20 protein-coding genes are annotated in these 21,812 nt (G+C 60.2%); 12 read left to right on the top strand and 8 right to left on the bottom strand.

What is annotated here, in order from left to right; genetic code table 11:
- Window positions 1-6: 6 nt before the first annotated feature.
- The 3 genes from FHT85_RS20570 to FHT85_RS20560 form a co-directional block, all read right to left on the bottom strand.
- The gene (locus FHT85_RS20570; RefSeq protein ID WP_112411325.1) at window positions 7-609 is read right to left on the bottom strand and encodes a TetR/AcrR family transcriptional regulator; all 603 of its coding nucleotides are present in this window, start codon (window positions 607-609) and stop codon (window positions 7-9) included.
- A gap of 56 nt (window positions 610-665) precedes the next feature.
- Window positions 666-1,922 (bottom strand): arsenic transporter, encoded by a 1,257-nt coding sequence (locus FHT85_RS20565; protein ID WP_112398545.1) that lies wholly within the window; start codon window positions 1,920-1,922, stop codon window positions 666-668.
- 117 nt (window positions 1,923-2,039) lie between these two features.
- Window positions 2,040-2,498: a universal stress protein gene (locus FHT85_RS20560; RefSeq protein WP_112398546.1), complete on the bottom strand. Its 459-nt coding sequence runs from the start codon at window positions 2,496-2,498 to the stop codon at window positions 2,040-2,042.
- Between the two features lie 332 nt (window positions 2,499-2,830).
- On the opposite strand from FHT85_RS20560, the gene FHT85_RS20555 reads away from it, so the two are divergent.
- From FHT85_RS20555 to FHT85_RS20515, 10 genes are all read left to right on the top strand, one after another.
- Window positions 2,831-3,235 carry a DUF983 domain-containing protein gene (locus FHT85_RS20555; protein WP_112337219.1) on the top strand — a complete coding sequence of 135 codons (405 nt, stop codon included), beginning with the start codon at window positions 2,831-2,833 and terminating at the stop codon, window positions 3,233-3,235.
- A gap of 485 nt (window positions 3,236-3,720) precedes the next feature.
- Entirely contained in the window at window positions 3,721-4,605 is an 885-nt protein-coding gene (locus tag FHT85_RS20550) for an AraC family transcriptional regulator (RefSeq protein ID WP_112337218.1), read from the top strand.
- A 204-nt stretch (window positions 4,606-4,809) separates the two neighbouring features.
- Window positions 4,810-5,895 (top strand): sugar ABC transporter substrate-binding protein, encoded by a 1,086-nt coding sequence (locus tag FHT85_RS20545; RefSeq protein WP_112411326.1) that lies wholly within the window; start codon window positions 4,810-4,812, stop codon window positions 5,893-5,895.
- Between the two features lie 85 nt (window positions 5,896-5,980).
- Window positions 5,981-6,802, top strand: coding sequence for an ATP-binding cassette domain-containing protein (locus FHT85_RS20540; protein WP_112411327.1), 822 nt, complete (start codon window positions 5,981-5,983; stop codon window positions 6,800-6,802).
- Complete coding sequence (locus FHT85_RS20535; protein WP_183774277.1) at window positions 6,799-8,049, top strand: sugar ABC transporter permease; 1,251 nt, start codon at window positions 6,799-6,801, stop codon at window positions 8,047-8,049. Before FHT85_RS20540 ends, FHT85_RS20535 begins: the two co-directional genes overlap by 4 nt.
- 25 nt (window positions 8,050-8,074) lie before the next feature.
- Window positions 8,075-8,803: an SDR family oxidoreductase gene (locus FHT85_RS20530; protein ID WP_112398570.1), complete on the top strand. Its 729-nt coding sequence runs from the start codon at window positions 8,075-8,077 to the stop codon at window positions 8,801-8,803.
- Window positions 8,803-10,434: an FGGY-family carbohydrate kinase gene (locus tag FHT85_RS20525; RefSeq protein ID WP_112411329.1), complete on the top strand. Its 1,632-nt coding sequence runs from the start codon at window positions 8,803-8,805 to the stop codon at window positions 10,432-10,434. Before FHT85_RS20530 ends, FHT85_RS20525 begins: the two co-directional genes overlap by 1 nt.
- Before the next feature lie 138 nt (window positions 10,435-10,572).
- Window positions 10,573-10,971 carry a cupin domain-containing protein gene (locus FHT85_RS20520; RefSeq protein ID WP_112411422.1) on the top strand — a complete coding sequence of 133 codons (399 nt, stop codon included), beginning with the start codon at window positions 10,573-10,575 and terminating at the stop codon, window positions 10,969-10,971.
- 196 nt (window positions 10,972-11,167) lie between these two features.
- Window positions 11,168-11,290, top strand: coding sequence for a hypothetical protein (locus FHT85_RS30850; protein ID WP_281412969.1), 123 nt, complete (start codon window positions 11,168-11,170; stop codon window positions 11,288-11,290).
- Between the two features lie 113 nt (window positions 11,291-11,403).
- The gene (locus tag FHT85_RS20515) at window positions 11,404-12,324 is read left to right on the top strand and encodes an alpha/beta hydrolase (RefSeq protein WP_112411330.1); all 921 of its coding nucleotides are present in this window, start codon (window positions 11,404-11,406) and stop codon (window positions 12,322-12,324) included.
- A 1-nt stretch (window position 12,325) separates the two neighbouring features.
- Here FHT85_RS20515 and FHT85_RS20510 read toward each other — a convergent pair whose 3' ends face one another.
- Together FHT85_RS20510 and FHT85_RS20505 are read right to left on the bottom strand one after the other, a co-directional pair.
- Window positions 12,326-14,329: a CocE/NonD family hydrolase gene (locus FHT85_RS20510; protein ID WP_183774274.1), complete on the bottom strand. Its 2,004-nt coding sequence runs from the start codon at window positions 14,327-14,329 to the stop codon at window positions 12,326-12,328.
- Window positions 14,330-14,350: 21 nt separating this feature from the next.
- Complete coding sequence (locus FHT85_RS20505) at window positions 14,351-15,931, bottom strand: ABC transporter substrate-binding protein (protein ID WP_112411332.1); 1,581 nt, start codon at window positions 15,929-15,931, stop codon at window positions 14,351-14,353.
- Between the two features lie 122 nt (window positions 15,932-16,053).
- Here FHT85_RS20505 and FHT85_RS20500 point away from each other — a divergent pair, with 122 nt between their 5' ends.
- Together FHT85_RS20500 and FHT85_RS20495 are read left to right on the top strand one after the other, a co-directional pair.
- A complete protein-coding gene (locus FHT85_RS20500) occupies window positions 16,054-16,839 on the top strand; it encodes a helix-turn-helix domain-containing protein (protein WP_112411333.1) in 786 nt (261 codons plus the stop codon).
- Window positions 16,840-17,109: 270 nt separating this feature from the next.
- Complete coding sequence (locus FHT85_RS20495) at window positions 17,110-18,135, top strand: thioesterase domain-containing protein (RefSeq protein WP_246780045.1); 1,026 nt, start codon at window positions 17,110-17,112, stop codon at window positions 18,133-18,135.
- Window positions 18,136-18,162: 27 nt separating this feature from the next.
- Here the strand turns inward: FHT85_RS20495 and FHT85_RS20490 are convergent, their stop codons facing one another.
- From FHT85_RS20490 to FHT85_RS20480, 3 genes are read right to left on the bottom strand one after another with little or no spacing between them, the layout of a single operon-like run.
- On the bottom strand, window positions 18,163-19,794 hold the full coding sequence (locus FHT85_RS20490; RefSeq protein WP_112411335.1) for an ABC transporter ATP-binding protein: 1,632 nt from the start codon (window positions 19,792-19,794) through the stop codon (window positions 18,163-18,165).
- Complete coding sequence (locus FHT85_RS20485) at window positions 19,787-20,614, bottom strand: ABC transporter permease (protein ID WP_112337208.1); 828 nt, start codon at window positions 20,612-20,614, stop codon at window positions 19,787-19,789. Before FHT85_RS20485 ends, FHT85_RS20490 begins: the two co-directional genes overlap by 8 nt.
- Window positions 20,611-21,618 (bottom strand): ABC transporter permease, encoded by a 1,008-nt coding sequence (locus FHT85_RS20480; protein WP_112411336.1) that lies wholly within the window; start codon window positions 21,616-21,618, stop codon window positions 20,611-20,613. The genes FHT85_RS20485 and FHT85_RS20480 overlap by 4 nt, the downstream gene beginning before the upstream one ends.
- Between the last annotated feature and the right edge of the window lie 194 nt (window positions 21,619-21,812).

The raw sequence follows: 21,812 nt of genomic DNA, 5'->3' as shown, positions 1-21,812 counted from the left end.
TTTGGATCAAAGGCCGCCGGGTGCCAAAAGGGCTTGCTCAGTGGCAAGCATGGCCTGGTCGAGCGGTGTCTTGTCTTTTCCTAGCTTCGCCAGGATTGCCGCCCCGAGCCATAGGCTATAGAGCGAACGAGCCGTCTTTTCCGGGACGCAGGATGACGAAATCGAACCGTCCTCGCGTCCCTCGGTGATTGTGTTGGTGATGCGGCGAATGAGGTCCTCGACACCGCCGAGGAGGATCACGCGCATATTGTCCGAGAGATCGGATATCTCGGCGGCAAGCTTCACGACAAGGCACCGGTCGGCGAGGCTGGCCGTATTGCCGTCGGAAAGCCAGGCATTCCAATAGAGCATCAACCGCTGGCGGCCATTGCCTTTCCAGCCGAAGAGCGCGTCGAGCCGCTCCGCGTAGTCGGAGCAATATTGCTTCAGCAGGGCGCAGCCGAAGGCCTCCTTGGATGCGAAATAGTAATAGAATGAGCCTTTCGGCACGGCACTCTGCTCGAGCAGCTCCTTCAGGCCCACGCCTCCGAAACCCTTGCGCAGCACCAGTTCCCGCCCGATTGCGAGAATATGGCTGCGAGTCAGCTCCGATTTCTTCTTCGTCATCATGAGCGGTCCGTAACAAATAATCGACCGGTCGTCTATAAACTCGATGTTGTTCGCAGTCAGATCAGTGCGAGGGCCGCAAGCGAGAGGATCAAAGCCGGAAACATCACGAGAGCGCCGATCCTCAGAAAGGCCAGCGCTCCCATATGCAGCCCTTCGCGGCGAAGGGCGGCAAGCCAGAGGATCGTGGCAAGCGAGCCGGTAACGGAGAGGTTGGGGCCGAGATCGACGCCGATCAGCACGGCGCCGGCAATGGAATCAGGGACATGGGCTGCCTGTACGGCGCTGCCGGCGAAAAGACCGGCCGGCAAATTGTTGACCAGATTAGAGACGATCGCAACCGAAAGCCCGGCAGCGCCGACCGCCTGTGTCTGCGACTGAGCCGCCAGCAACGCCAGCTTTTCGGACAGGAGGGCGGTGAGCCCGGTGTGGTTGACCGCCTCGACGATCACGAAAAGACCCGCAACCAGAGGTATTACGCTCCAGCTGATACCGCGAACCGTCTCCAGTGGACTTTGCCGGGTAAGGGCGAGAACGATGACGGTCGTGAGGAGGCCCGCGACAAATGTCGGGATGCCGAGATCGACATTCATGGCCGACGCCACGATCAGAATGAGGGCGGTGACTATCAGCCCCCATCCTGCCAGCCTGGCGCTATGGGAAAGGGCGGGTTGGCCAACCTCGCGGGCGATCGTGTCTTCCGCCAGTGCATGGCGCTGCGTCCAGTAGAGGCAGGCGAAGGTGACGATGATCGACACGATGGATGGCAGCAGGAAGGTCTGCATCCAGCGCGACAGGGGTGGCATCTCGCCGCCGGCGAAGATCACCAGATTGGCCGGATTGGAGATCGGCAGCACGAAGCTCGCGGCATTGGCGATGAAGGCGCAGACCAGCAGATATGGCATGGGGTCCTTCACCCGCGCCGCACGGCAGGCTGCGTAGACGGCCGGCGTGAGTACGACGGCGGTTGCGTCGTTCGACAGGAATACCGTCACGACCACGCCAACGACATAGACGAGCACGAACAGCCGGCGGGGAGAGCCCTTGGCATGCGCGGTGGCGATCGCCGCCACCCAGTCGAAGAGCCCTTCGCGCCGTGCGAGCTCCGACAAAAGCATCATGCCGATCAGGAAGAGATAGACATCGAACCCTTTGGATATGCCTGTCCATACCTCGGCTGGACCGATGAGCCGAAGCGCAACGAGAAGCGCTGCGCCGAGAACCGCCCAGATTGCTTCCGGCCACCGGAACGGACGCGTGACGACACCGAGGGCGGTCAGGCCGGCGATGCTCCAGGTGATTGCAGATTCCGTCATTCAACTCATCTTGGATTTGGGTCGGAGCGGCTATGTAGCATCACCACGGGGCAGCGCAAACTGTAACCGCGCTATATTCGCAGAGAACCCAGCATGAAAGGCCACTCCGAGGGAGCGTTATGCCTTCTTCGCCGTATCCGCTTTCCCAACAATATCGTCATGCGATTTGTCGGCTCGTTCGACAAGGACGGAGCATTCCGCATGGCGGATGACGTATTCGACCGTCGAACCGAAAATGCGATCGATGATATCGGACGTATGCGTTGCGAGGATAATCAGATCGGCCTTCTTCTCCTTGGCGATGGTCAGCAGCGTCGTCGATGCCGTGCCCATGCGCACATCGATGGTCGCGGTAATGCCGAGACGCCTGCACAAGGCATTGAGCTTTTCCTCGGCTTCCGTGATCGTTGAGACAGCCCATTCGTCCGGGCTTTCCCGCCCCGAGAGGAAGCGCTCGATAACGTGAGCGACCGTCAATTCGCCGTCCGGAGACAGTAGTGCGTGGGATGTGCGCAACAGGCGCTCGGCGCGTTCGCGTGAGCCGAGCCCAATGGCGCAAATGATATTGTTATACATTGCATTCTCCCAAAACGCCCTGGCCGCAGTCGTTCTTGGCGTCACTGGCATCTGTCCGGTTAAACTTGCGACGAGCACGGCGAGCATACGAATATTCAGCACATCGATAATGGCGGGATTCGTCAAGTCTCGCTGCTGCCATGATGCAAACCAAACCATGCATATCTGCTCGCTCCGTCGCCATTTGGCGTCGGTTTATCCCGTCTTGCGCGGAAGCAGCTGCGTCATTCTGACAACTGGACTCGATCATTCCATTCATTATACATATATTGTATGCATGCAATTTACTAATTGATTGCATTCACTTGAGAGACTGAATCAGGAGTAATGTCATGGATATTGACTATCCCCCACTGAGCCCATTGCAGACTGGTCTCCGGTGCCGCTGCCCGCGCTGCGGTCAGGGGCGCATGTTCGATGGATTTCTGACCCTGCGCAAACGATGCGAGGCGTGTGGGCTTGACTATTCCTTTGCCGATCCGGCCGACGGCCCGGCATTTTTCGTCATCTGTTTCGCCTGTATCCCGAGCGTTCTTCTCGGCGTCTGGCTGGAGGTGGCCTTCTCCGCTCCGGTCTGGGTGCAGTTTCTGTTGACTGGCCCCTTCATGCTGGCGACCTGCATCCCACCTCTACGCCCGCTCAAGGGCTGGCTTGTCGCCAGTCAGTATTTTTATAAGGCCGAGGAAGGCAAGCTCGTCCGCCTGCCGGCAACCGAGACGCCGCACTCAGCGAGCTAAGTCTGTCGGCCTCATCTCGAATTGATGACCGTTTCGAGGTGGTGCTCCTCATGATAAGTAGTGTCAATTAGCCTGGAAATATCCGAAATGTGGGATTGGTTCCCTATAGTCTTCATCCTGTTCAAGGTTCTCGTCCTAGGCACGGGCATGTTCTTCGCCATCAAGTGGCATCACGATCAAGGGAAGCAGAAATAACGAGCGGACCGCAAGCGCCCGCCGAACGCCCCCTTGACGCCTCGGATCAAAGCGAAATTCTCGGCTCTCGATGCCGGATATCGACCCTTCGGCATCGCAGTGCCTATGCCGCACTGCACATTTCGCCAGATAGGTCACCCTTCAAGTCAAAAAAGTATCAGTCGAGCGTACAAGGCGTAGTAGCGGCAGGCGCTTATGAGGGGTAGGTTTACCACATAGAAGACGTGATGGCCTCTGGGAGGAGGCGCCGCAACCGTTGCAATACGGACGGATGGAAAGGAGGCTTGCCGATGAACCCCGATTTGGAAGTGGTCGCGATCGGGAGCGGAGAATCCTTCAAGGCGTGGGAACACGGTTATCCCTATCGGACGGTTCGCTGGCATTTCCATCCCGAATATGAAATCCATCACGTCGTCGCGACGACGGGCCAATATTTCATCGGCGACTTCATCGGTGAGTTCGAGCCGGGCAATCTCGTGCTGACGGGGCCGAACCTGCCGCATAATTGGGTGAGCGACGTTCCAGTTGGCGTCACCTTACCGCTGCGCTGCCGCGTGCTGCAATTTTCCGAATCCTTCTTTGCCGATGCCAGTAAAGTCTTTCCGGAGCTGTCGGCCTGCGCAGGTATTCTTGAAACGAGCCGCCGCGGTGCGCTCTTCACGCCTGAGACGGCTGTCATCGTGGGCCCGATCCTTGGCGAACTGGTCGAGGCATCAGGCATCCGCCGCGTCGAACTCTTCATGAATATTCTCGACGCCATGAGCCGCGCTGAAGGCACGCGCACGCTTGCCAGCGCCGGCTATCAGCCGGACCCATCCGGCTTCATGTCGGCGGGTGTCAACCAGGCGCTGGCTTACATCAATGCGCATCTGACCGAGCCGTTCAGCGAGTGCGATCTTGCCGAATTGACCGGCCAGAGCCCGAGCGCCTTTTCGCGCAGCTTCCGCCGCCATACCGGCATGGCGCTCGTGCAATATGTCAATCGTCTGCGCATCAACTTCGCCTGCCATCTCTTGATGAGCAAGGCCGACATGACGATCACCGACATCTGCTTTGCCGCAGGCTTCAACAATATTTCGAACTTCAATCGGCGTTTTCTGGATCTGAAGGGCATGGCGCCCTCCCGGTTCAGATCGCTCTTGGCACAGCACGCACGCGCGGTGGAGGCCGCCTAACAAAAGGGAGGACAGGGAGGAGAGACAAAATTCAGGGCAAGCGAACGGGCAGGCATTTTTGCCGTCCGAAGGAGAAGGCTTGTCCGAAATTACCGCTGCGTCGGCCCGATGGCCGTTGTTTGCGGACAACCAAACAAGAGCATCGCGTGCGGATAGCCGCGATGATCGAGGGAAACCATTACCATTTGGAACGGAGAAATTCCAATGAACCATTTCGCACTGAAAATCGCCGGCGCAGCCGTGCTTGCCGCCGGTCTTCTGGCCGGCACATCTGCCTTCGCGCAATCCGCCAAGGTCACGGACGCGACCGTCGCCTTCCTGATGCCCGACCAGAGTTCGACGCGCTATGAAGAGCATGATTTTCCTGGCTTCCAGGCGGAAATGAAGAAGCTCTGCGCCGGCTGCAAGGTCATCTACCAGAATGCCAATGGCGATGCTTCGCGTCAGCAGCAGCAGTTCAATTCGGCAATTTCGCAAGGTGCGAAGGCCATCGTGCTCGATCCGGTCGATTCCACTGCCGCGGCTTCCTTGGTGAAGCTCGCGCAAAGCCAGGGTGTGAAGGTCATCGCCTACGACCGCCCGATCCCGTCGGCCGCTGCCGACTATTATGTCTCCTTCAACAACGAAGAAATCGGCAAGATGATTGCCAAATCGCTGGTCGATCATCTGAAGGCGAAGGGCGTGAAGGCTGGCGATGGCGGCCTTCTCGAGATCAACGGCTCGCCGACGGATGCTGCCGCGGGCCTGATCAAGAAGGGCATCCATGCCGGTCTGGCCGACGGTGGCTATCCGGTGCTTGCGGAGTTCGACACGCCGGAATGGGCGCCGCCGAAAGCACAGCAATGGGCAAGCGGCCAGATCACGCGCTTCGGCAAGAAGATCCTCGGTGTCGTCGCCGCCAATGACGGCACCGGTGGTGCCGCTGTCGCCGCCTTCAAGGCCGCCGGCTTCGATCCTGTTCCGCCGGTCACCGGCAACGACGCGACCATCGCCGGCCTGCAGCTCATCATTTCCGGCGATCAGTATAATACGATCTCCAAGCCGAGCGAGATCGTGGCTGCCGCCGCCGCCAATGTCGCGATCGAACTGCTCTCGGGCGGGACGCCGAAGGCCGACACGAAGCTCTTCGACACGCCGACCAAGCTCTTCACGCCGGCCCTGGTCACGCAAGAAAACCTGAAGGCTGAGATCATCGATAAGAGCGTCAACGGCAAGCCGATCCAGACACCGGACCAGCTCTGCAACGACCGTTATGCCGATGGTTGCAAGAAGCTCGGTATCGGCAGCTAAGGCTGCTCCTCCCAGTCTCCGGCCGCTTCGGCGGCCGGAGGCAAAACGCATCCGATTGCATTTCAACCCGAGAAGGTGGCTGGTCATGAGTGACGCTTCCGATCATAGAGCCCCGTCCGGCGAGCTTGTGCTCAGCCTCAAGGGGGTCTCCAAACACTTCGGCGCCGTCTCGGCACTGACGGATATCAACCTCGATGTGCATGCCGGCGAAGTCGTGGCGCTTGTCGGCGACAATGGCGCGGGCAAATCGACGCTCGTCAAGGTTCTTGCCGGCGTGCATCAACCGAGTGCAGGCACGATCACATTCCGCGGCAAGCAGGTGACCCTCAGCGATCCCGCAACGGCGCTCGATCTCGGTATCGCCACGGTCTTTCAGGACCTGGCGCTTTGCGAGAACCTCGATGTCGTCGCCAACATTTTCCTCGGTCGGGAACTGAGCCCGCTGAAGCTCGATGAAACCGCCATGGAGGTTCGCGCCTGGACGCTGCTCAATGAGCTCGCAGCGCGCATTCCGAGCGTGCGCATCCCGATCGCATCGCTTTCCGGCGGCCAGCGGCAAACGGTGGCGATCGCGCGTTCGCTGCTGCTCGAGCCGAAACTCATCATGCTCGACGAGCCGACCGCAGCGCTAGGTGTCGCACAAACCGCCGAAGTGCTGAACCTCATCGAGCGCGTCCGCGACAAGGGCCTCGGCGTCATCATGATCAGCCACAATATGGAGGACGTGCGCGCCGTTGCCGACCGTATCGTCGTGCTGCGCCTCGGCCGCAACAACGGGATTTTCTATCCTGACACGTCAAACCAGGAACTCATCAGCGCCATCACCGGAGCCACGGAAAACGCCGTGTCGCGACGGGCAGGGCGACGTCAGGCCCAACAGGAACTCAGAGAAGGGGGCCAGCCATGAGCGAGAATGGCAAGCAATCCACACTGCTGCTTGACCGCAGCGACGTCCGCGTCAACCATGATACCGGGCTTGCGGCCACGATCCGTTCTTCCATCGACAAGGTGCGCTCCGGCGATCTCGGATCGTTGCCCGTTGTCGTGGGCCTCGTCATCATCTGGACGGTGTTCGGCACGCTCAACCCGACTTTCCTTTCGAGCAACAACCTTGCCAACCTGCTGTTCGACGCCTCGACGGTCGGCATCATCTCGCTCGGCATCGTCTGCGTGCTGATGGTCGGCGAGATCGATCTTTCGGTGGGGTCGATCAGCGGCTTCGCCTCGGCCATGGTCGGTATGCTCTGGGTGAACGAGGGCTGGCCGGTGGCCTTGGCGATCGCGGCCGCGCTCGTCGTCGGCGGCGTGATCGGCGTCATCTATGCCGTGCTGCTCAACCGGCTGGGCATGCCTAGTTTCGTTGCCACATTGGCAGGCCTTCTCGCTGTACTCGGCATGCAACTCTATCTGCTCGGAGCGACGGGTTCGATTAATCTGCCCTATGGCTCGGCCGTCGTGAACTTCGGCCAGCTTCTGGTGATCCCCCGTCCGCTTGCCTATGTCTTCGCGCTCATTCCGGGTGCGGTCCTGCTGTTGACCGGCTTGGGCACCGTGCGGCGGCGCAAGCAGGCGAACCTCTCCGCGCCCTCCGTCGGCGGCCTGTTGGCGAAGGCGGCCGTCATTACCGTGGCCTTGGAATTCGTCGCCTTCTACCTCAATCAGGATCGTGGGATTCCCTGGATGTTTGCCCTGTTTGTGGTGCTCGCCATCGTCATGAATTATGCGCTGACACGCACGCAATGGGGCCGGTCGATGTCCGCCGTCGGCGGCAATCGCGAAGCGGCGCGGCGCGCCGGCATCAATGTACGCAGGATCTATACCAGCGCCTTCGTGCTTTGTGCCATGTTCGCAGCCCTTGGCGGTGTGCTCGCGGCAGCGCGTCTCGCCTCGGCCAGCCAGCAGGCGGGCACCGGCGACGTCAATCTGAATGCGATCGCGGCGGCTGTCATCGGCGGCACCAGCCTCTTCGGCGGCCGCGGCAGCGCCTATTCGGCACTGCTCGGCATCATCGTCATCCAGTCGATCGCCAGCGGCCTCACCATGCTCGATCTGTCGTCGGCGCTTCGCTACATGATTACAGGCGCAGTTCTTGCCATTGCCGTCATCGTCGACTCGCTCGCCCGTCGTTCCCGCGCCTCGCATGGGCGCGGCTGATTTCTTCAAGAAGGTAAGGATTGCTATGAGACAGGATTTTGCCGGCAAGGTTGCCGCCATAACCGGGGCTGCGTCCGGAATTGGCCTGGAATGCGCCAGATCGCTATTGAACGAGGGCGCCAGCGTCGCCCTCGTCGACCGGGCCGAAGATAGCCTGAAAAGCCTTTGCGCCGAACTGGGGCCGAACGCCTTTCCCGTCGTCGTCGATCTCTTGAATCCCGAGAGTGTCGCAACGATGATGCCGCAGATTCTCGGCAAGTTCGGCAAGCTCGATATCTTCCATGCCAATGCCGGCGCCTATATCGGCGGCGAGGTCGCGGAAGGCGATCCCGATGCCTGGGACCGGATGCTGGACCTGAATATCAATGCGGCCTTCCGTTCGGTCCGCATGGTGCTGCCGCACATGATCGAGCGCAAGACGGGCGATATCATCATGACCAGTTCGATCGCCGGCCTGGTGCCGGTGGTCTGGGAGCCGATCTACACGGCGTCCAAACATGCCGTGCAGGCCTTCACGCATACGGTGCGGCGCCAGGTCGCCAAGCATGGCATCCGCGTTGGCGCCGTGGCGCCGGGGCCGGTGGTGACGGCGCTGATCAGCGATTGGCCGCAGGCAAAGCTCGATGAGGCGATCGCCGCAGGCGGCCTGATGGAGGCGACCGAAGTGGCGGAGGCGGTGGTCTTCATGCTATCGAGACCGCGTAACATCGTAATCCGGGATCTGGTGATCCTGCCCTTGAGTACGGATCTCTGATGACGGCACCTTATTTCATCGGCATCGATGTCGGCACCGGCAGTGCCCGGGCCGGCGTTTTCAATGCACATGGTCATCTGCTGGCTGCGGCCAAGCGGCCGATCACCATCTGGCACGGGGCCGGCAGCATTGTTGAGCAGTCAAGCGAGCAGATATGGAAGGCTGTTTGCGACAGCGTCAAAGAGGCTGTCGCCATGGCAAAGATAGCGGCCGGTGATGTCTCAGGCATCGGCTTCGATGCAACCTGCTCGCTGGTCGCGGTCAGGGCAGATGGTCGACCCGTGGCTATGGGACCATCGGGCGACGCCAATCGCAACATCATCGTCTGGATGGATCATCGCGCGGCCGGCGAGGCGGCGGAGATCAATGCCGGAAAACATGCCGTGCTGCGCTACGTCGGCGGCCGCATCTCGCCGGAGATGGAGACGCCAAAGCTCTTATGGCTGAAGCGAAATCTGCCGGGGTCTCTCGCGACAACGGATCATTTCTTCGATCTCGCCGACTATCTGACCTGGCGCGCGACAGGTTCGCTGCAGAGATCGGTCTGCACGGTGACGTGCAAGTGGACCTATCTGGCCCACGAAAAGCGCTGGGACGCGCAATATTTCAAGGATATCGGCCTTGGTGAGCTGGCCGACGAAGGCTTTGTGCGGATCGGCACCGAGATCGTCGAGCCGGGTACGGCGCTTGGCGAGGGCTTGAACGAAAGCGCCGCCCGCGATCTTGGCCTTGTCGTTGGTACGCCGGTCGGCGCATCGCTCATCGATGCCCATGCCGGCGGTGTCGGCACGCTTGGCGGGCAGGGACCGGATGGTAAAGCCGATGTCAGGAACAGGCTCGCCTATATCTTCGGCACATCTGCCTGCTCGATGGCATCGAGCGAAGCGGCCATCTTCGTCGATGGCGTTTGGGGACCCTATTATTCGGCCATGGTGCCCGGCCTCTGGCTGACCGAAGGCGGTCAATCCGCTGCCGGTGCCGCGATCGATCATCTCGTTACCATGCATCCGGCATTCGGCGAGGCGCGTCAGAAGGCCGAGGCGGAGGGCTTGTCGCTGGTCGCCTGGCTTGATCGACAGGCTATGCAGGCGAGCGGCAACGCGTCCGACGCCGTGAAGCTCGCGCAATCCATTCAGGTCGTCCCCGAATTTCTCGGCAACCGCTCACCCTATGCTGATCCCGATGCACGCGCCATCATCTCCGGCCTCGGGCTGGAAACCGGCATCGACGATCTCATCGCTCTGTACATCGCCGGCCTCTGCGGTATCGGCTATGGCCTCAAGCAATTGCTCGAAAAGCTGGCGAAGGACGGCATCGCCTGCGATCTGATCATCGCCAGCGGTGGTGCTGCCCAGAGCGGATTGGTGCGTCAGCTTCTCGCGGATACGACCGGCAGACCTGTCGCCGTCGCCGATACGGAGGAGCCGGTGCTTCTCGGTGCGGCCATGCTCGGCGCTACGGCTGACGGGCATTGCGGCTCGCTCTTGGAAGCCATGACAACCATGTCGCGACTGGCGAAGAAGTTCGAGCCGGCGGACGGTGCCGTCAAGGCGTTGCATGCACGACGTTACGAAGCTTTCGAACTGCTGCAATCGGCAGATCGCAGCATCCGGGCCTTGATGGCGTCGTAAGTCAGGCGAGAAACGACATTTATTGCTCCAATTCATAAGTCTATACGCGGATGGCCCCCTACCGCTTTGTCAATTGCGGGCTAAATTGCCCTCATGCAGCCGAGTCGCCACGGCTCATCGCAGGAAAGGATGGTCATCATGGATATCACGAGGAACGGTGCGCAGCCCTCCGGCAAAGGCCCTTCGGACTGGTTCACCGGTACAGTCCGCATCGACCCGGTCTTTGCCGCCAATGATGCGCGGCGAGCCGCAGCCAGCAGCGTTACGTTTGAACCCGGCGCAAGAACTGCATGGCATACCCACCCGCGCGGCCAGACCTTGATCGTCACCGCGGGCCTGGGTCTCGTTCAGCGCGAAGGCGGCTCGGTCGAGGAGATCCGCCCCGGGGATATCGTCTGGTTCGAGCCGGGCGAGAAGCACTGGCACGGCGCTTCGCCGACGACAGCCATGACCCATATCGCCGTCCACGAACACCTCGACGGCAAGGTGGTGGATTGGCTGGAGCATGTGACGGACGAGCAATATCACGCCAGGTGAAAGTCCAACCCGCAGTCGGACCAGCACCGAGCGGATTGCTCGCGAGCACCTAACGCTTGCCATGGCTTGGCCATAAGTCAGCCGCACGAGGTCAGTATAGACGGAACCCTGCCGCTTCCACGGCGTCGGCCTAACGATCGAATGCCGCGCGACGCAACTGACTTCGCGATGGCAGCAACACGGATGGAGACATATCATGCTTCGGCTTGTGATTGGCGCGGCTCTCGCGCTGGCAATGCTCACATGGTCCAATGCGCAATGCATGCAGATGCCAACAGGTTTTTCCCTGCTGTCGAGCAGCGTATTTGCGGCCGATTGAACTTATCACCATCCTTCGATGTCGCCATCGCGGCGGTGCTGGCCGTAGGCAGATAAGCGTTCGGTTGCATCGCCGCGTAGTGTCGATGTACAGGCACGAATCGAGGATATCCAATGACCTCTGCTGAACGTCCTATGCCGAGCGAAGCCGGCATCTTGCAGTTCATGGAAATTTGCGATTCCTTCTATCCGCCGGATGCGGTAACGGCCTCCATCGCACAGCAGCGTCAATGGTATGACGCGCTCTGCGCTCGTTTCGATCGCCCTTTACCGGAGGGCATGCAGACGACGGATGGCTTCGTATCCGGAACGATACCCGTCAGGCGTTACAAGCCTGCCAATATCCGCACGGCAACGAAGCTCCTCTATCTCCATGGCGGCGGTTTCGTCGTTGGCTCGCTTGAGAGCCATCATGCCATCTGCGCCGAGATTGCCGATCATGCTGGCGCTGAACTGATCTCCGTCGATTATCGGTTGGCGCCGGAATATCGCTGGCCGGCCCAAACGGATGATTGCTTCAGTGTTCTCAAGCAAATGTTGGCCGAGAAGAAGTCGGTCGTGCTGATCGGCGACAGTGCCGGCGGCAATCTCGCGGCTGGGCTGGCGGTGCGGGCGCAAGCCGAGGGGCTTTCGGGCATTGTCGGCCAGATCTTGATCTATCCCGCACTCGGCGGCGATCTCGTCTCCGGCTCCTATGAAGAAATGGTGGAGGCACCGGGCCTGACAACGGCCGACGTCGCCTATTACCGCACTGTTCTGCAGGCGCCGGAAGGCGATCCGGTCGCAGGGCCGCTCGCCCTATCGTCAATGGCTGGCCTTCCTCCCGCTTTCATCACCGTGGCTCATTATGATCCGTTGCGCGACGACGGCCGCAATTATGCGGCGCGTCTGGCGCAGGCGGGCGTCGAGGTGTGGTTCCGCGAGGAGCAGCAGATGGTGCATGCCTGGCTGCGGGCACGGCATATGAGCGAAGGCGCGCAGGCCGGCTTTGCCGCCATATGCGCGGCGGCAAGCCGATTTGCGGGGTCGCGCTGATCTACATCAGGTCGCGGGCGACGCGCTTCTCCTCGAAGATCTTCCTGAAGATTTCGGTTTCACCCTCATAGGCGACGACCGAGGCGCTGATCACCCAGTCCTTTGCCGTGCAGGAAATGGACGATGTCGCGACCGTGCGGACGAACCAGCCGGGGCGTCGCATGTCGCACGTCCATGTCGAGATACCCGTCATCGACAGCGGATCATCCGGTGCGATCGACCAGGTCTCCTCGCGCAATTGCCGCGTCGAAAGGCCGGTACCGGGATGCTCCGAGAGGCCGGTATCCTCATGGATTTCATAGCAGGTGAGACCGGCTGAGAGATCGCGCACCACCTGCCGCTTCGTCGAACCAGGTGCATGTTCGATATATTTCGGCAGCGGATCGGGATTGTCGGGCTGCTTGATGTCGATAAGCTCGTGCACGCCGAGCTTGGGCAAAGCAAGACCTATGGAAGCGATGTCGATCGTTAGCCCCGGATCTTCCGGTGGCGGCAGCACCATCGGCCAATAAGCTGTCGACAGCGACAGGCGGATGCGGTGCCCCTTGCGGAAACGATAACCGCAGGCATCGAGCGTTACAGTCACCCTGACCTGCTGCCCCTTGTTCAGAGGCTCCGGCGCGGCATTGCCGTTGCGATGAGCGAGATTGAGCACGCCGAAAGAGACGCGCGTCGCGGTACCGTCCGGATGGACGTCGACGAGCCTTGCGCAGAGATTGGCGGTTTCGGCATCGCACCGCAGCGTCAAGGTGACGACGGGGCGGCCGAGATAGTCGTGGTCCTCGATCAGTGGCGCTGTCTGGAAGGTCAGCGACCCGGCATCGTCGGCGCGTTGATCGATTGCCAGTTCCGCGTCCGGCTTCAGGGTGAACCATTCGCCCGAAGCTGTGCCAGTATCGAGCGGCGAACGCAGATAGACGGGATGTTCCGGCGCATGCGGGATCGGCATGCCTTCCATCAATGTGCCGAACTGCTCGACATAGAAGCACTGCATCTCCGGCTGCTGCCATTCTTGCTTCGCGATCCAGAAACCCGGGTCGAAGTCGCGGCGTTTGGCGGGCTTTATGGCGTCAAGAATATAGGCGCGCATCGATGGCATGGCCTCGACGCCGTTGGGTTCGCCGCGCAGCCAGCGGTTCCACCAGGCGATGGCCTCTCCGTGGAAATCGACCCGCGGCTTCGGCCAGGCGAAATGGGGATACTTGTGAACCCACGGGCCGATCAAGGCCTTCGCCTTATCGCCTAGCCCTTCGACGGCCAGCAGCGGCGTGTTGCGATAACCGTCAGCCCAGCCGGCGATGACGATGGCGGGGATATCGAAGCCGGCGAAGTCTTCGCAGATGGAGCCATGCCGCCAGAAATCGTCACGACGCTGGTGCTGGAGCCATTCCTCCATGAAGAAGGGTTCCTGCTCGAGGCGCTCCAGCCACATATCGCGCCAGTCGTCACCGACGATGGCTGGATCTGGCGAACGCGATTGATAGCCGAGCATTGTCGCCGCCCAGGAAAGCTGGGCGGAGAGATGGCAGCCATTTTTGTAGTGGATGTCGTCATTGTAGCGATCGACGGTGGAGGCGATCGAAATCACCGCCTTCAGCGCCGGAGGCTTCAAGGCCGCCACCTGCAGGCAGTTGAAGCCACCCCACGAAATGCCCATCATGCCGACCGAGCCGTTCGACCAGGGTTGCGCTGCGATCCAGGCGATCAGCTCGCAGGCATTGGCAAGCTCCAGCTCGGTATATTCGCCATCGATGATGCCGCTGGACTCTCCGGAGCCTCTGATGTCGACACGCACGCCGGCTATGCCGGCTGCGGCAAAGACCGGGTAGGTGGATTCATCACGCGGGCTCGTTCCGTCGCGTTTGCGGTAGGGCAGGAATTCGAAGACCGCCGGCACGGGATCGCTCTCCGCTCCGTCAGGCATCCAGATACGCGCGGCGAGCCGCGTGCCGTCCTTCAGGGTAATCCATTGATTTTCGATGGTGGTGAAGCTGTGCTCAGCCATGATCATATATCCCGAAGAGGTTTAGGCATTAAACCATACACGGCTGCCGATATAGCCGTTGGACATATCGTTGCCGATATCGTCGACATATCCCTTCAGCGTTTTCGAAGAGGCCATGATGTAGTCGTTGAAGACGGGCAGGATCAGACCGCCATCGTCTCGCACCATCAGAGCCAGCTGTCGATAAAGCACCTTGCGCTTGGCTTCGTCGAGTTCGGCCCTGGCCTGCAGCACCAGCTTGTCGAAGTCCGGACGCTTGAAACGCGTGTCGTTCCATTCCGCGGTCGAGAGATAGGAGGTTGAGTAGCGCGAATCCTGAGTCGGGCGGCCACCCCAGAAGGAGGCGCAGAAAGGCTTGTTGTTCCAGACGTTGGTCCAGTAACCGTCTTCCGGTTCGCGCTTGACGTCGATCGTGATCCCGGCCTTGCGCGCACTTTGCTGAAACAGGATCGCCGCATCGACAGCGCCCGGAAAGGCTGCATCGGAGGTAAGCAACTGAACTGGACGATCGAGGCCCGATTTCTTGAAATGGAAGGCGGCCTTGTCCGGATCATAAGGGCGCTGCTCGATATCGGTCGGCGCAAGCGCGTAGTTTGAGTTGACCGGATAGTCGTTGCCGATCGTACCGTAGCCGCCCAGAACCTTGTCGAGGATCGACTGGCGATCGATGGCATATTTCAACGCAAGCCGTAGATCGGCGTTGTCGAAGGGCGCCGTGTCGCAATGCATCAGGAAGCAGTAGAAGCCCTTGCCGGCATTGCGGACGATCTCGACGGTCGGTGCCCGCTGCAGCATCGGGACGGTCTTCGGGTCGACATTGTTGACGAAATGAACCTGGCCGGAGGCAAGTGCTGCAATGCGGGCGGTGTTGTCGTTGATGACGAGGATTTCAACGCTGTCGACAAAGCCTCGGTCGGAGCGCCAATCCCTAGGGTTCTTCTCAAAGGTGGCGCGAACGCCCGGCTCAAAGCTTTTCAGAATGTAAGGGCCGGTGCCGATGGCGGCCGCCGGCTTGTCGACGCCACCCTTCGGCTGGATAATCAGGTGATAGTCGGTGAGAAGAAGAGGTAGGTCCGCATTGCCTTCGGAAAGCGTTAGGACAAGATCACCCGCCTTTTCCTCAATCCCGGTGATGGAGGCCATGAGCCCGAGAGCGCCCGACTGCGAGTTCTTGTCCGCATGCCGCTTCAGCGTCGCGACGATATCGGCGACGGTCATCTTGCTGCCGTCGTGAAATTGCACATCGTTCCTGATCTTGAAGGTCCAGACGGACGCATCAGCCGATGGTGTCCAGGACGTTGCCAGCGACGGCAGGGGTGCGCCGGTCTTGGGATCGGATTCCACGAGCGTATCGCCCCAGAGGCGGCCAATAACGAACAAGACGGAGGCGCTATAGGTCGCCGGATCGAGCGCATCGCTGGTCGCGCCGCCTTTGAGACCGAGCTTCAGATGACCACCACGCTTTGCTTCCTGCGCGCGGGCATCGCGCGGCATCAGGAGGCTGGAGGCGAGGGCAGGCAAAGCACCCAGTGCGACGGCACCGCCCAGGAAGTGGCGGCGGCCGATGCTCAGAGGCGATGATTGATCTTTTTCACGCGTCATTGCAGTTCCCTTTTTCAACTTTGTTGGGAGGGAACGTAGAGGTCAGGCTGCTTCACGCAATTTCGCGACTTGACGCATCTTTAAGCGAGTTTACGCTAGTTCATTCCAAGACGGAGTTACGGATGCCTCACCTGGCCGAGAACCTCAAAATTGCCTGCGCAACGCAACGTTCCATTTCGCATCTGTGCCGTGCAATCGATATCAACCGGCAACAATTCAACCGATATATCAATGGTCAGACGCGGCCGTCTGCCCATAATCTCGCGCGTATAGCCAAGTATTTCGATCTCGACGCAGCCGACTTTGGTCTCGCTCCGCGGCTCTTTCGCGAGCGGCTTCGCAAACCTAACCTGGACCTCAATCAAAGTTCCGAACTCTTGAAGGCGTTTCCCGGGGATCTGACCGCTCTCCGACGCCATATCGGTTATTTCCAGACCTACCATCGCTCACCGTCCTGGCCTGGAATGGTCGTCTGTTCCTGCAGCCGCATTGTCGAGCAGGGCGGGCTGATGCATGTCAAATCGATGGAGCGTCTGCGCGACCCTGGAAACGGCATCCAGCAGTTTTCCAAATATGTCGGCTTGGCAGCCTTCTATCGAAACCGGATCTTCATTACCGAGCGTGTGGTCGGCCCGAATCCCATACTGTCACAGACGATCCTCCTGCCATTCGACGAGTATCAGCGCGTCTACTTACGCGGAACGACAATGGGCGTTTCCTGGCGAAAGGAAAACCTTCCCTATGCCTCGCGGATGATCTGGCGTCACGTCGGCACTGAGCCGGATCTTCGTGAACTTCTCTCGCGTTGCGGACCTGTGCCGCTATCCTCGCGCAGATTGCCGCCGACGGTGCGCTCGTTCCTCGCCGATCCATCCGCAGAAGTCTATGCGATACCGGCAGAGTATTGAAAACCTCGATTGTCCGCTTCGCCTGCTCATGGCCGTTAGGTCGGGGACGATGCGGCTGGCCAATGGAGAAAGCTCTCAAATGCAAGAAAAAGTTGTGTCTTTACAGAATATATTAAGGGTCCCTTTATAAGATTGCAGTCTATCTCAACGTTGGTGACGCATGCTTTGACATTCGGGGGCGGTTAGATGCTTTTCTCTGCGAGGACGGATGCAGATCCCAGTGCGTGTACCTATGTCAGCGATCTGCTTCGCCGGGAAGCAAAGATTAATTTGGACCGCGACGCCGACATTCCCGATGCCGTTTCAGTCAACCGGGTCTTGAATTTCATCAAGCATTTGTGGAGCGAAACCGGGGAGGAGTTGGATGTCAATGTCTTCTATCGTCATCGCACTCTTGATGCCCTCGGCCTTGCAATTTCCAATCACGAAGATCTTTCAGTCTCGCCGAAAATCATAGAGCTCCGCGGCGGCGAAGGTAGTGCACCCTTGCTGCTATTTGCCGGCGGAGCAAGCTGCTTCCTGGAAATGCAGCAGCTCATCAAGGAAATCCGCTTTCCCGGGCCAATTCTCGGCGTAGCATTGACGGCCTTCAACCGCGATCGTCACCAACCGGCAAGGGTGGAAGACGAGGTTCAAAGCACGCTGAAAGCGTTGCAGGCAGCCGGGATCGAGGGACCCTATCGATTGCTCGGCTATTCCTTCGGCGGTGTTTTTGCCTTGGAGCTTGCGCGTGCGTTGAGGGCACAAGGGCAAAAGATCGCGTTCCTCGGCATGCTCGATACCCCCTTGGGCGAGCAAGAATGGCCGCTGATGACCTGGGGCAGCTTCATGTGGCAACGCTGGAGGCGAGCTCATACCCGAAAGAAGAATCTGAGGAAGACCGATCCTCAACCACGTCGTCAAACATCGGCTCAGGGCAGTAGGCCGATGATCGAGCGACGGGAATTCCTCGCGAAGAAACTGAAGCCACTTTCCTTCCGCTACGCCGACCCCCACACGGCCTATTATCCGGAACTGGCGCCGCAATGGATGGGCGATTATCCGCCACTTTATGATGCGGCCGCCAGACAACTTCTGCGCATGAAGGGCGTTTACAGGCCAAGCCGTTACGATGGCGAACTGACCTTCTACCGCAGCATGCAGGGCTCACCCGTCGACTGCGATCCCAAGACCATATGGGCGCGCTTTCTTGCGCACGCGGATTGGGTCGATGTTGCCGGCAACCACCAGAGCATGATCGTCGGCCGCAACGCCGGTACGCTCGCGCGCGAACTCAGCGCGCGCCTTACGCGCTGAGCCCACGGGATCGAAATAATCCAGCGCTCAATTGCCGGCGCTCTCCATCTTCCGCGTCGTCAGCACGCGCTCCAGCCACCCGATCTCCATTTCCGGCACGGATTTCAGCAGCAAGTCGGTGTAATCGTCGAAGGGCGGCGAAAGCGCTTGCGATTTCGGGCCGAAGCGAACGAGCTTACCGCGATGCATCACTGCGACGCTGTCGGCGATAGCGCGCACAATGGCAATATCGTGGGTAATGAAGACGTAGGAAAGGTGTGCCTCCTCCTGCAGCTTCAAGAGCAGTTTCAGGATGCCTTCGGCAACCAGCGGATCGAGCGCCGAGGTCGGCTCGTCGCAAAGGATGAGTTCGGGCTTGGCCGCAAGCGCTCTGGCGATGGCGACGCGCTGTTTCTGGCCGCCGGAAAGCTCGGCCGGGTAACGGTCGATGAAGCCGTTGCCCATCTCGATCTGATCCAGCAACTCTTTCACGCGCGCCGTCTTTGCCGAGCCACGCAGGCCGTCATAGAAGGTCAGCGGACGACCGATGATATCGCGCACGGTCTGGCGCGGGTTCATGGCGGTATCGGCCATCTGATAGATGAGCTGGATACGCCGCAGCTCCTGCCGCGAACGGTCTTTCAAGGCAGCCGTCAGCGGCTTGCCGTCGAAGGAAATCCGCCCGTCGCTCGGCGGCAGCAAGCCGGTAATCACGCGAGCAAGCGTGGATTTTCCGGAACCGGACTCGCCGACCACCGCCAGCGTCTGGCCTTTAGGAACATGCAGAGAAACATCGTGCAATACCCTGAAACCATTGGAATATTGCGCGCTGATATTCTCGACTTTCAAAAGCGCGCTCGACTGATCGGTGGCTTCGGCTCGTGCCTCCTGGCGGACGTTGACAAGAGCGCGGGTATAATCCTGCCGCGGCTCTTCGATAATCTGCTGGACGCTGCCATATTCCACGGTCTTGCCGTGTCTCAACACCATGATGTCGTCGGAAATCTGGGCGACGACGGCAAGATCGTGGGTGATATAAAGCGCGGCCGTATGCGTCTCCTCGATGGCGTGCTTTATCGCCGCCAGCACGTCGATCTGCGTGGTGACGTCGAGCGCGGTCGTCGGCTCATCGAAGACGATCAGTTCCGGATTGGAGCAGAGCGCCATGGCGGTCATGGCGCGCTGCAGCTGGCCGCCGGAGACCTGATGCGGATAGCGGTCCCCGAAGGTTTCCGGATTGGGCAAGCCGAGCACGCGGAAGAGATAGAGCGCCCGCTTTCTTGCCTCCTCCTTCGTCATTAGGCCGTGTTTCACAGTCGCTTCAATGACCTGATCACCCAAGCGATGCGCCGGATTGAAGGCGGCTGCTGCCGATTGCGCGACATAACAGACCCGCGCGCCGCGAATCCTGCGGATGCCGGATTTGCCGAGCGGCAGGATGTCTGCGCCATCGAGCAATACCTGGCCGCCGGTAATTTCCGCACCGCCGCGGCCATAGGCGAGGGCAGAGAGGCCGATGGTGGATTTGCCGGCGCCGGACTCGCCGATCAGCCCGAGCACCTTGCCTTTCTGAAGATCAAAGGAGACGCCGTCGACGATGGTGACGCGCTTCGGCGGCTCGCCGGGTGGATAGCTGGTCGCCTCGATCTTGAGACCGCGAACGGAAAGAAGCTCAGGCATCGCCACGCCCTCCCTTGAGGCTGGAGGTACGCCGTAAGAGCCAGTCGACCACCAGATTGACACAGATTGCCAGCGCGGCAATGGCGGAGCCGGGCACAAGCGCGGCGGAAATGCCGAAGATAATGCCATCCTTGTTGTCCTTGACCATGCCGCCCCAGTCGGCCGCCGGCGGCTGGATACCGAGGCCGAGGAAGGAGAGGGTGGAGAGGAACAGGATCGAGAAGGCAAAGCGCAGCCCGAACTCCGCCAATAGCGGCGACAGCGTATTCGGCAAGATTTCGCGGAAGATGATCCAGATCCTGCCTTCGCCGCGAAGCTTGGCGGCTTCCACGAATTCCATGACCGCGACATCGAGTGCTACGGCACGGCCGAGACGATAGACGCGGGTGGAATCGAGGATCGCCATGACGAGGATCAGCACGATCAGGTTCTGTGGCAGAACCGCGAGCACGACCAGCGCGAAGATCAGCGTCGGGATCGACATCATCAGGTCGTTGAAGCGCGAAAAGACCGTGTCGATCCATCCGCGCGAGACGGCGGCGGTAAAGCTGAGGATAATGCCGAGCGAGAAGGAGATGATCGTTGCCGCCAGCGCGACGAAGAGCGTCGTGCGGGTGCCGTAGATCAGACGCGACAGGATATCGCGGCCGAGATTGTCCAGTCCGAAGAAATATTGCGCATCGGCAGGCTGCCAGACATTGCCGACGACTTCGGTCTCGCCGAAAGGGGCGATCCAGGGCGCGAAGATCGCGCAGATGAAGGCAATTAGAATACCGATGATGCCGATCCAGGCGGTGATGGGGATATCTCTTAATCTCATCGCGGATGCCTCAGACGGGGGTTGGCGACGATGGCGAGAATATCGGCCGTCATATTGAGGAAGATGTAGACGGCGGCAAAGATCAGGCCGCAGGCCTGGACCACGGGCATATCGCGCACCGTCACGGCATCGACCATGTACTGGCCCATGCCCGGATAGACGAAGACGACTTCGACGACCACGACGCCAACGATGAGATAGGCAAGGTTCAGCGCGACGACGTTGATAATCGGTGCCAGCGCATTGGGGGCGGCGTGCTTGACGATGGCGCGGAAGGCGGAGAGCCCCTTCAGTTCGGCGGTTTCCATGTAGGCCGAAGACATGACGGAAAGGATGGCCGCCCGTGTCATCCGCATCATATGCGCCAGCACAACCAGAACCAGCGTCGCCGTCGGCAGGGCGATTGCCTTCAACCGGTCGATGAAGCCCATGCCATCGAAGACGGTCGCGGGAAAGGTCGCGACACCGAATTTGACGGAAAAGAACATGATGAGGAGATAGCCGATGAAGAATTCCGGCAGCGAGATCGCCGCCAGCGAAATCACATTGATGATCTTGTCGGGCATACGGTTGCGGAAATGGACCGCGAGCATGCCCAGGCAGACTGCCAGCGGCACCGAGATCACGGCGGCAAAGCCGGCGAGAAACAGGGAGTTGCCGAGCCGCTTGCCGATCTGCTCGCCGACGGAATTCTTGCTGGCCCAGGAGGTGCCGAAATCGCCCCTGACGGCATTGCCGAGCCATTGCACATAGCGGGTAACCACGGGCCGGTTGAGACCGAGTTCCTCGCGGATATTGGCGACGGCCTGCGGCGTTGCCGATTGGCCAAGATAAGTGGTTGCAAAATCGCCTGGCAGGGCTTCGAGCCCGCCAAAGATTAGGACAGAGACGGCAAACAGCAAAATAATGCTGAGAACGCAACGTTCGATAATGAGGGATAGCAGCGGAAAGCGCTGCTTGAACCTCAACCCGGGCAGAACGGTTCCGGGAGGTGAATTGGACATGGCCGATGCCTCGCACTGTGAGCGGCTCCATGTTTCATGGGAATCGCTGAGCCGCTCAATCTTGTTGTTTTACGCAATTCCGGACGAAAAACAGCTGTGCATTTTTCTGGGAATCGCTTGAAACGTCGGGAGGACCGCGAAAGGTTTTCGCGGTCCTGGCTGTGTCAGAGATGAGGGCGTTTTCGCCCGGCTTC

The sequence above is a fragment of the Rhizobium sp. BK312 genome (assembly GCF_014193605.1).
Lineage (GTDB): Bacteria > Pseudomonadota > Alphaproteobacteria > Rhizobiales > Rhizobiaceae > Rhizobium.
Note: the sequence above shows the minus strand (reverse complement) of the source record. Positions and strands in the feature narration are given on the sequence as shown.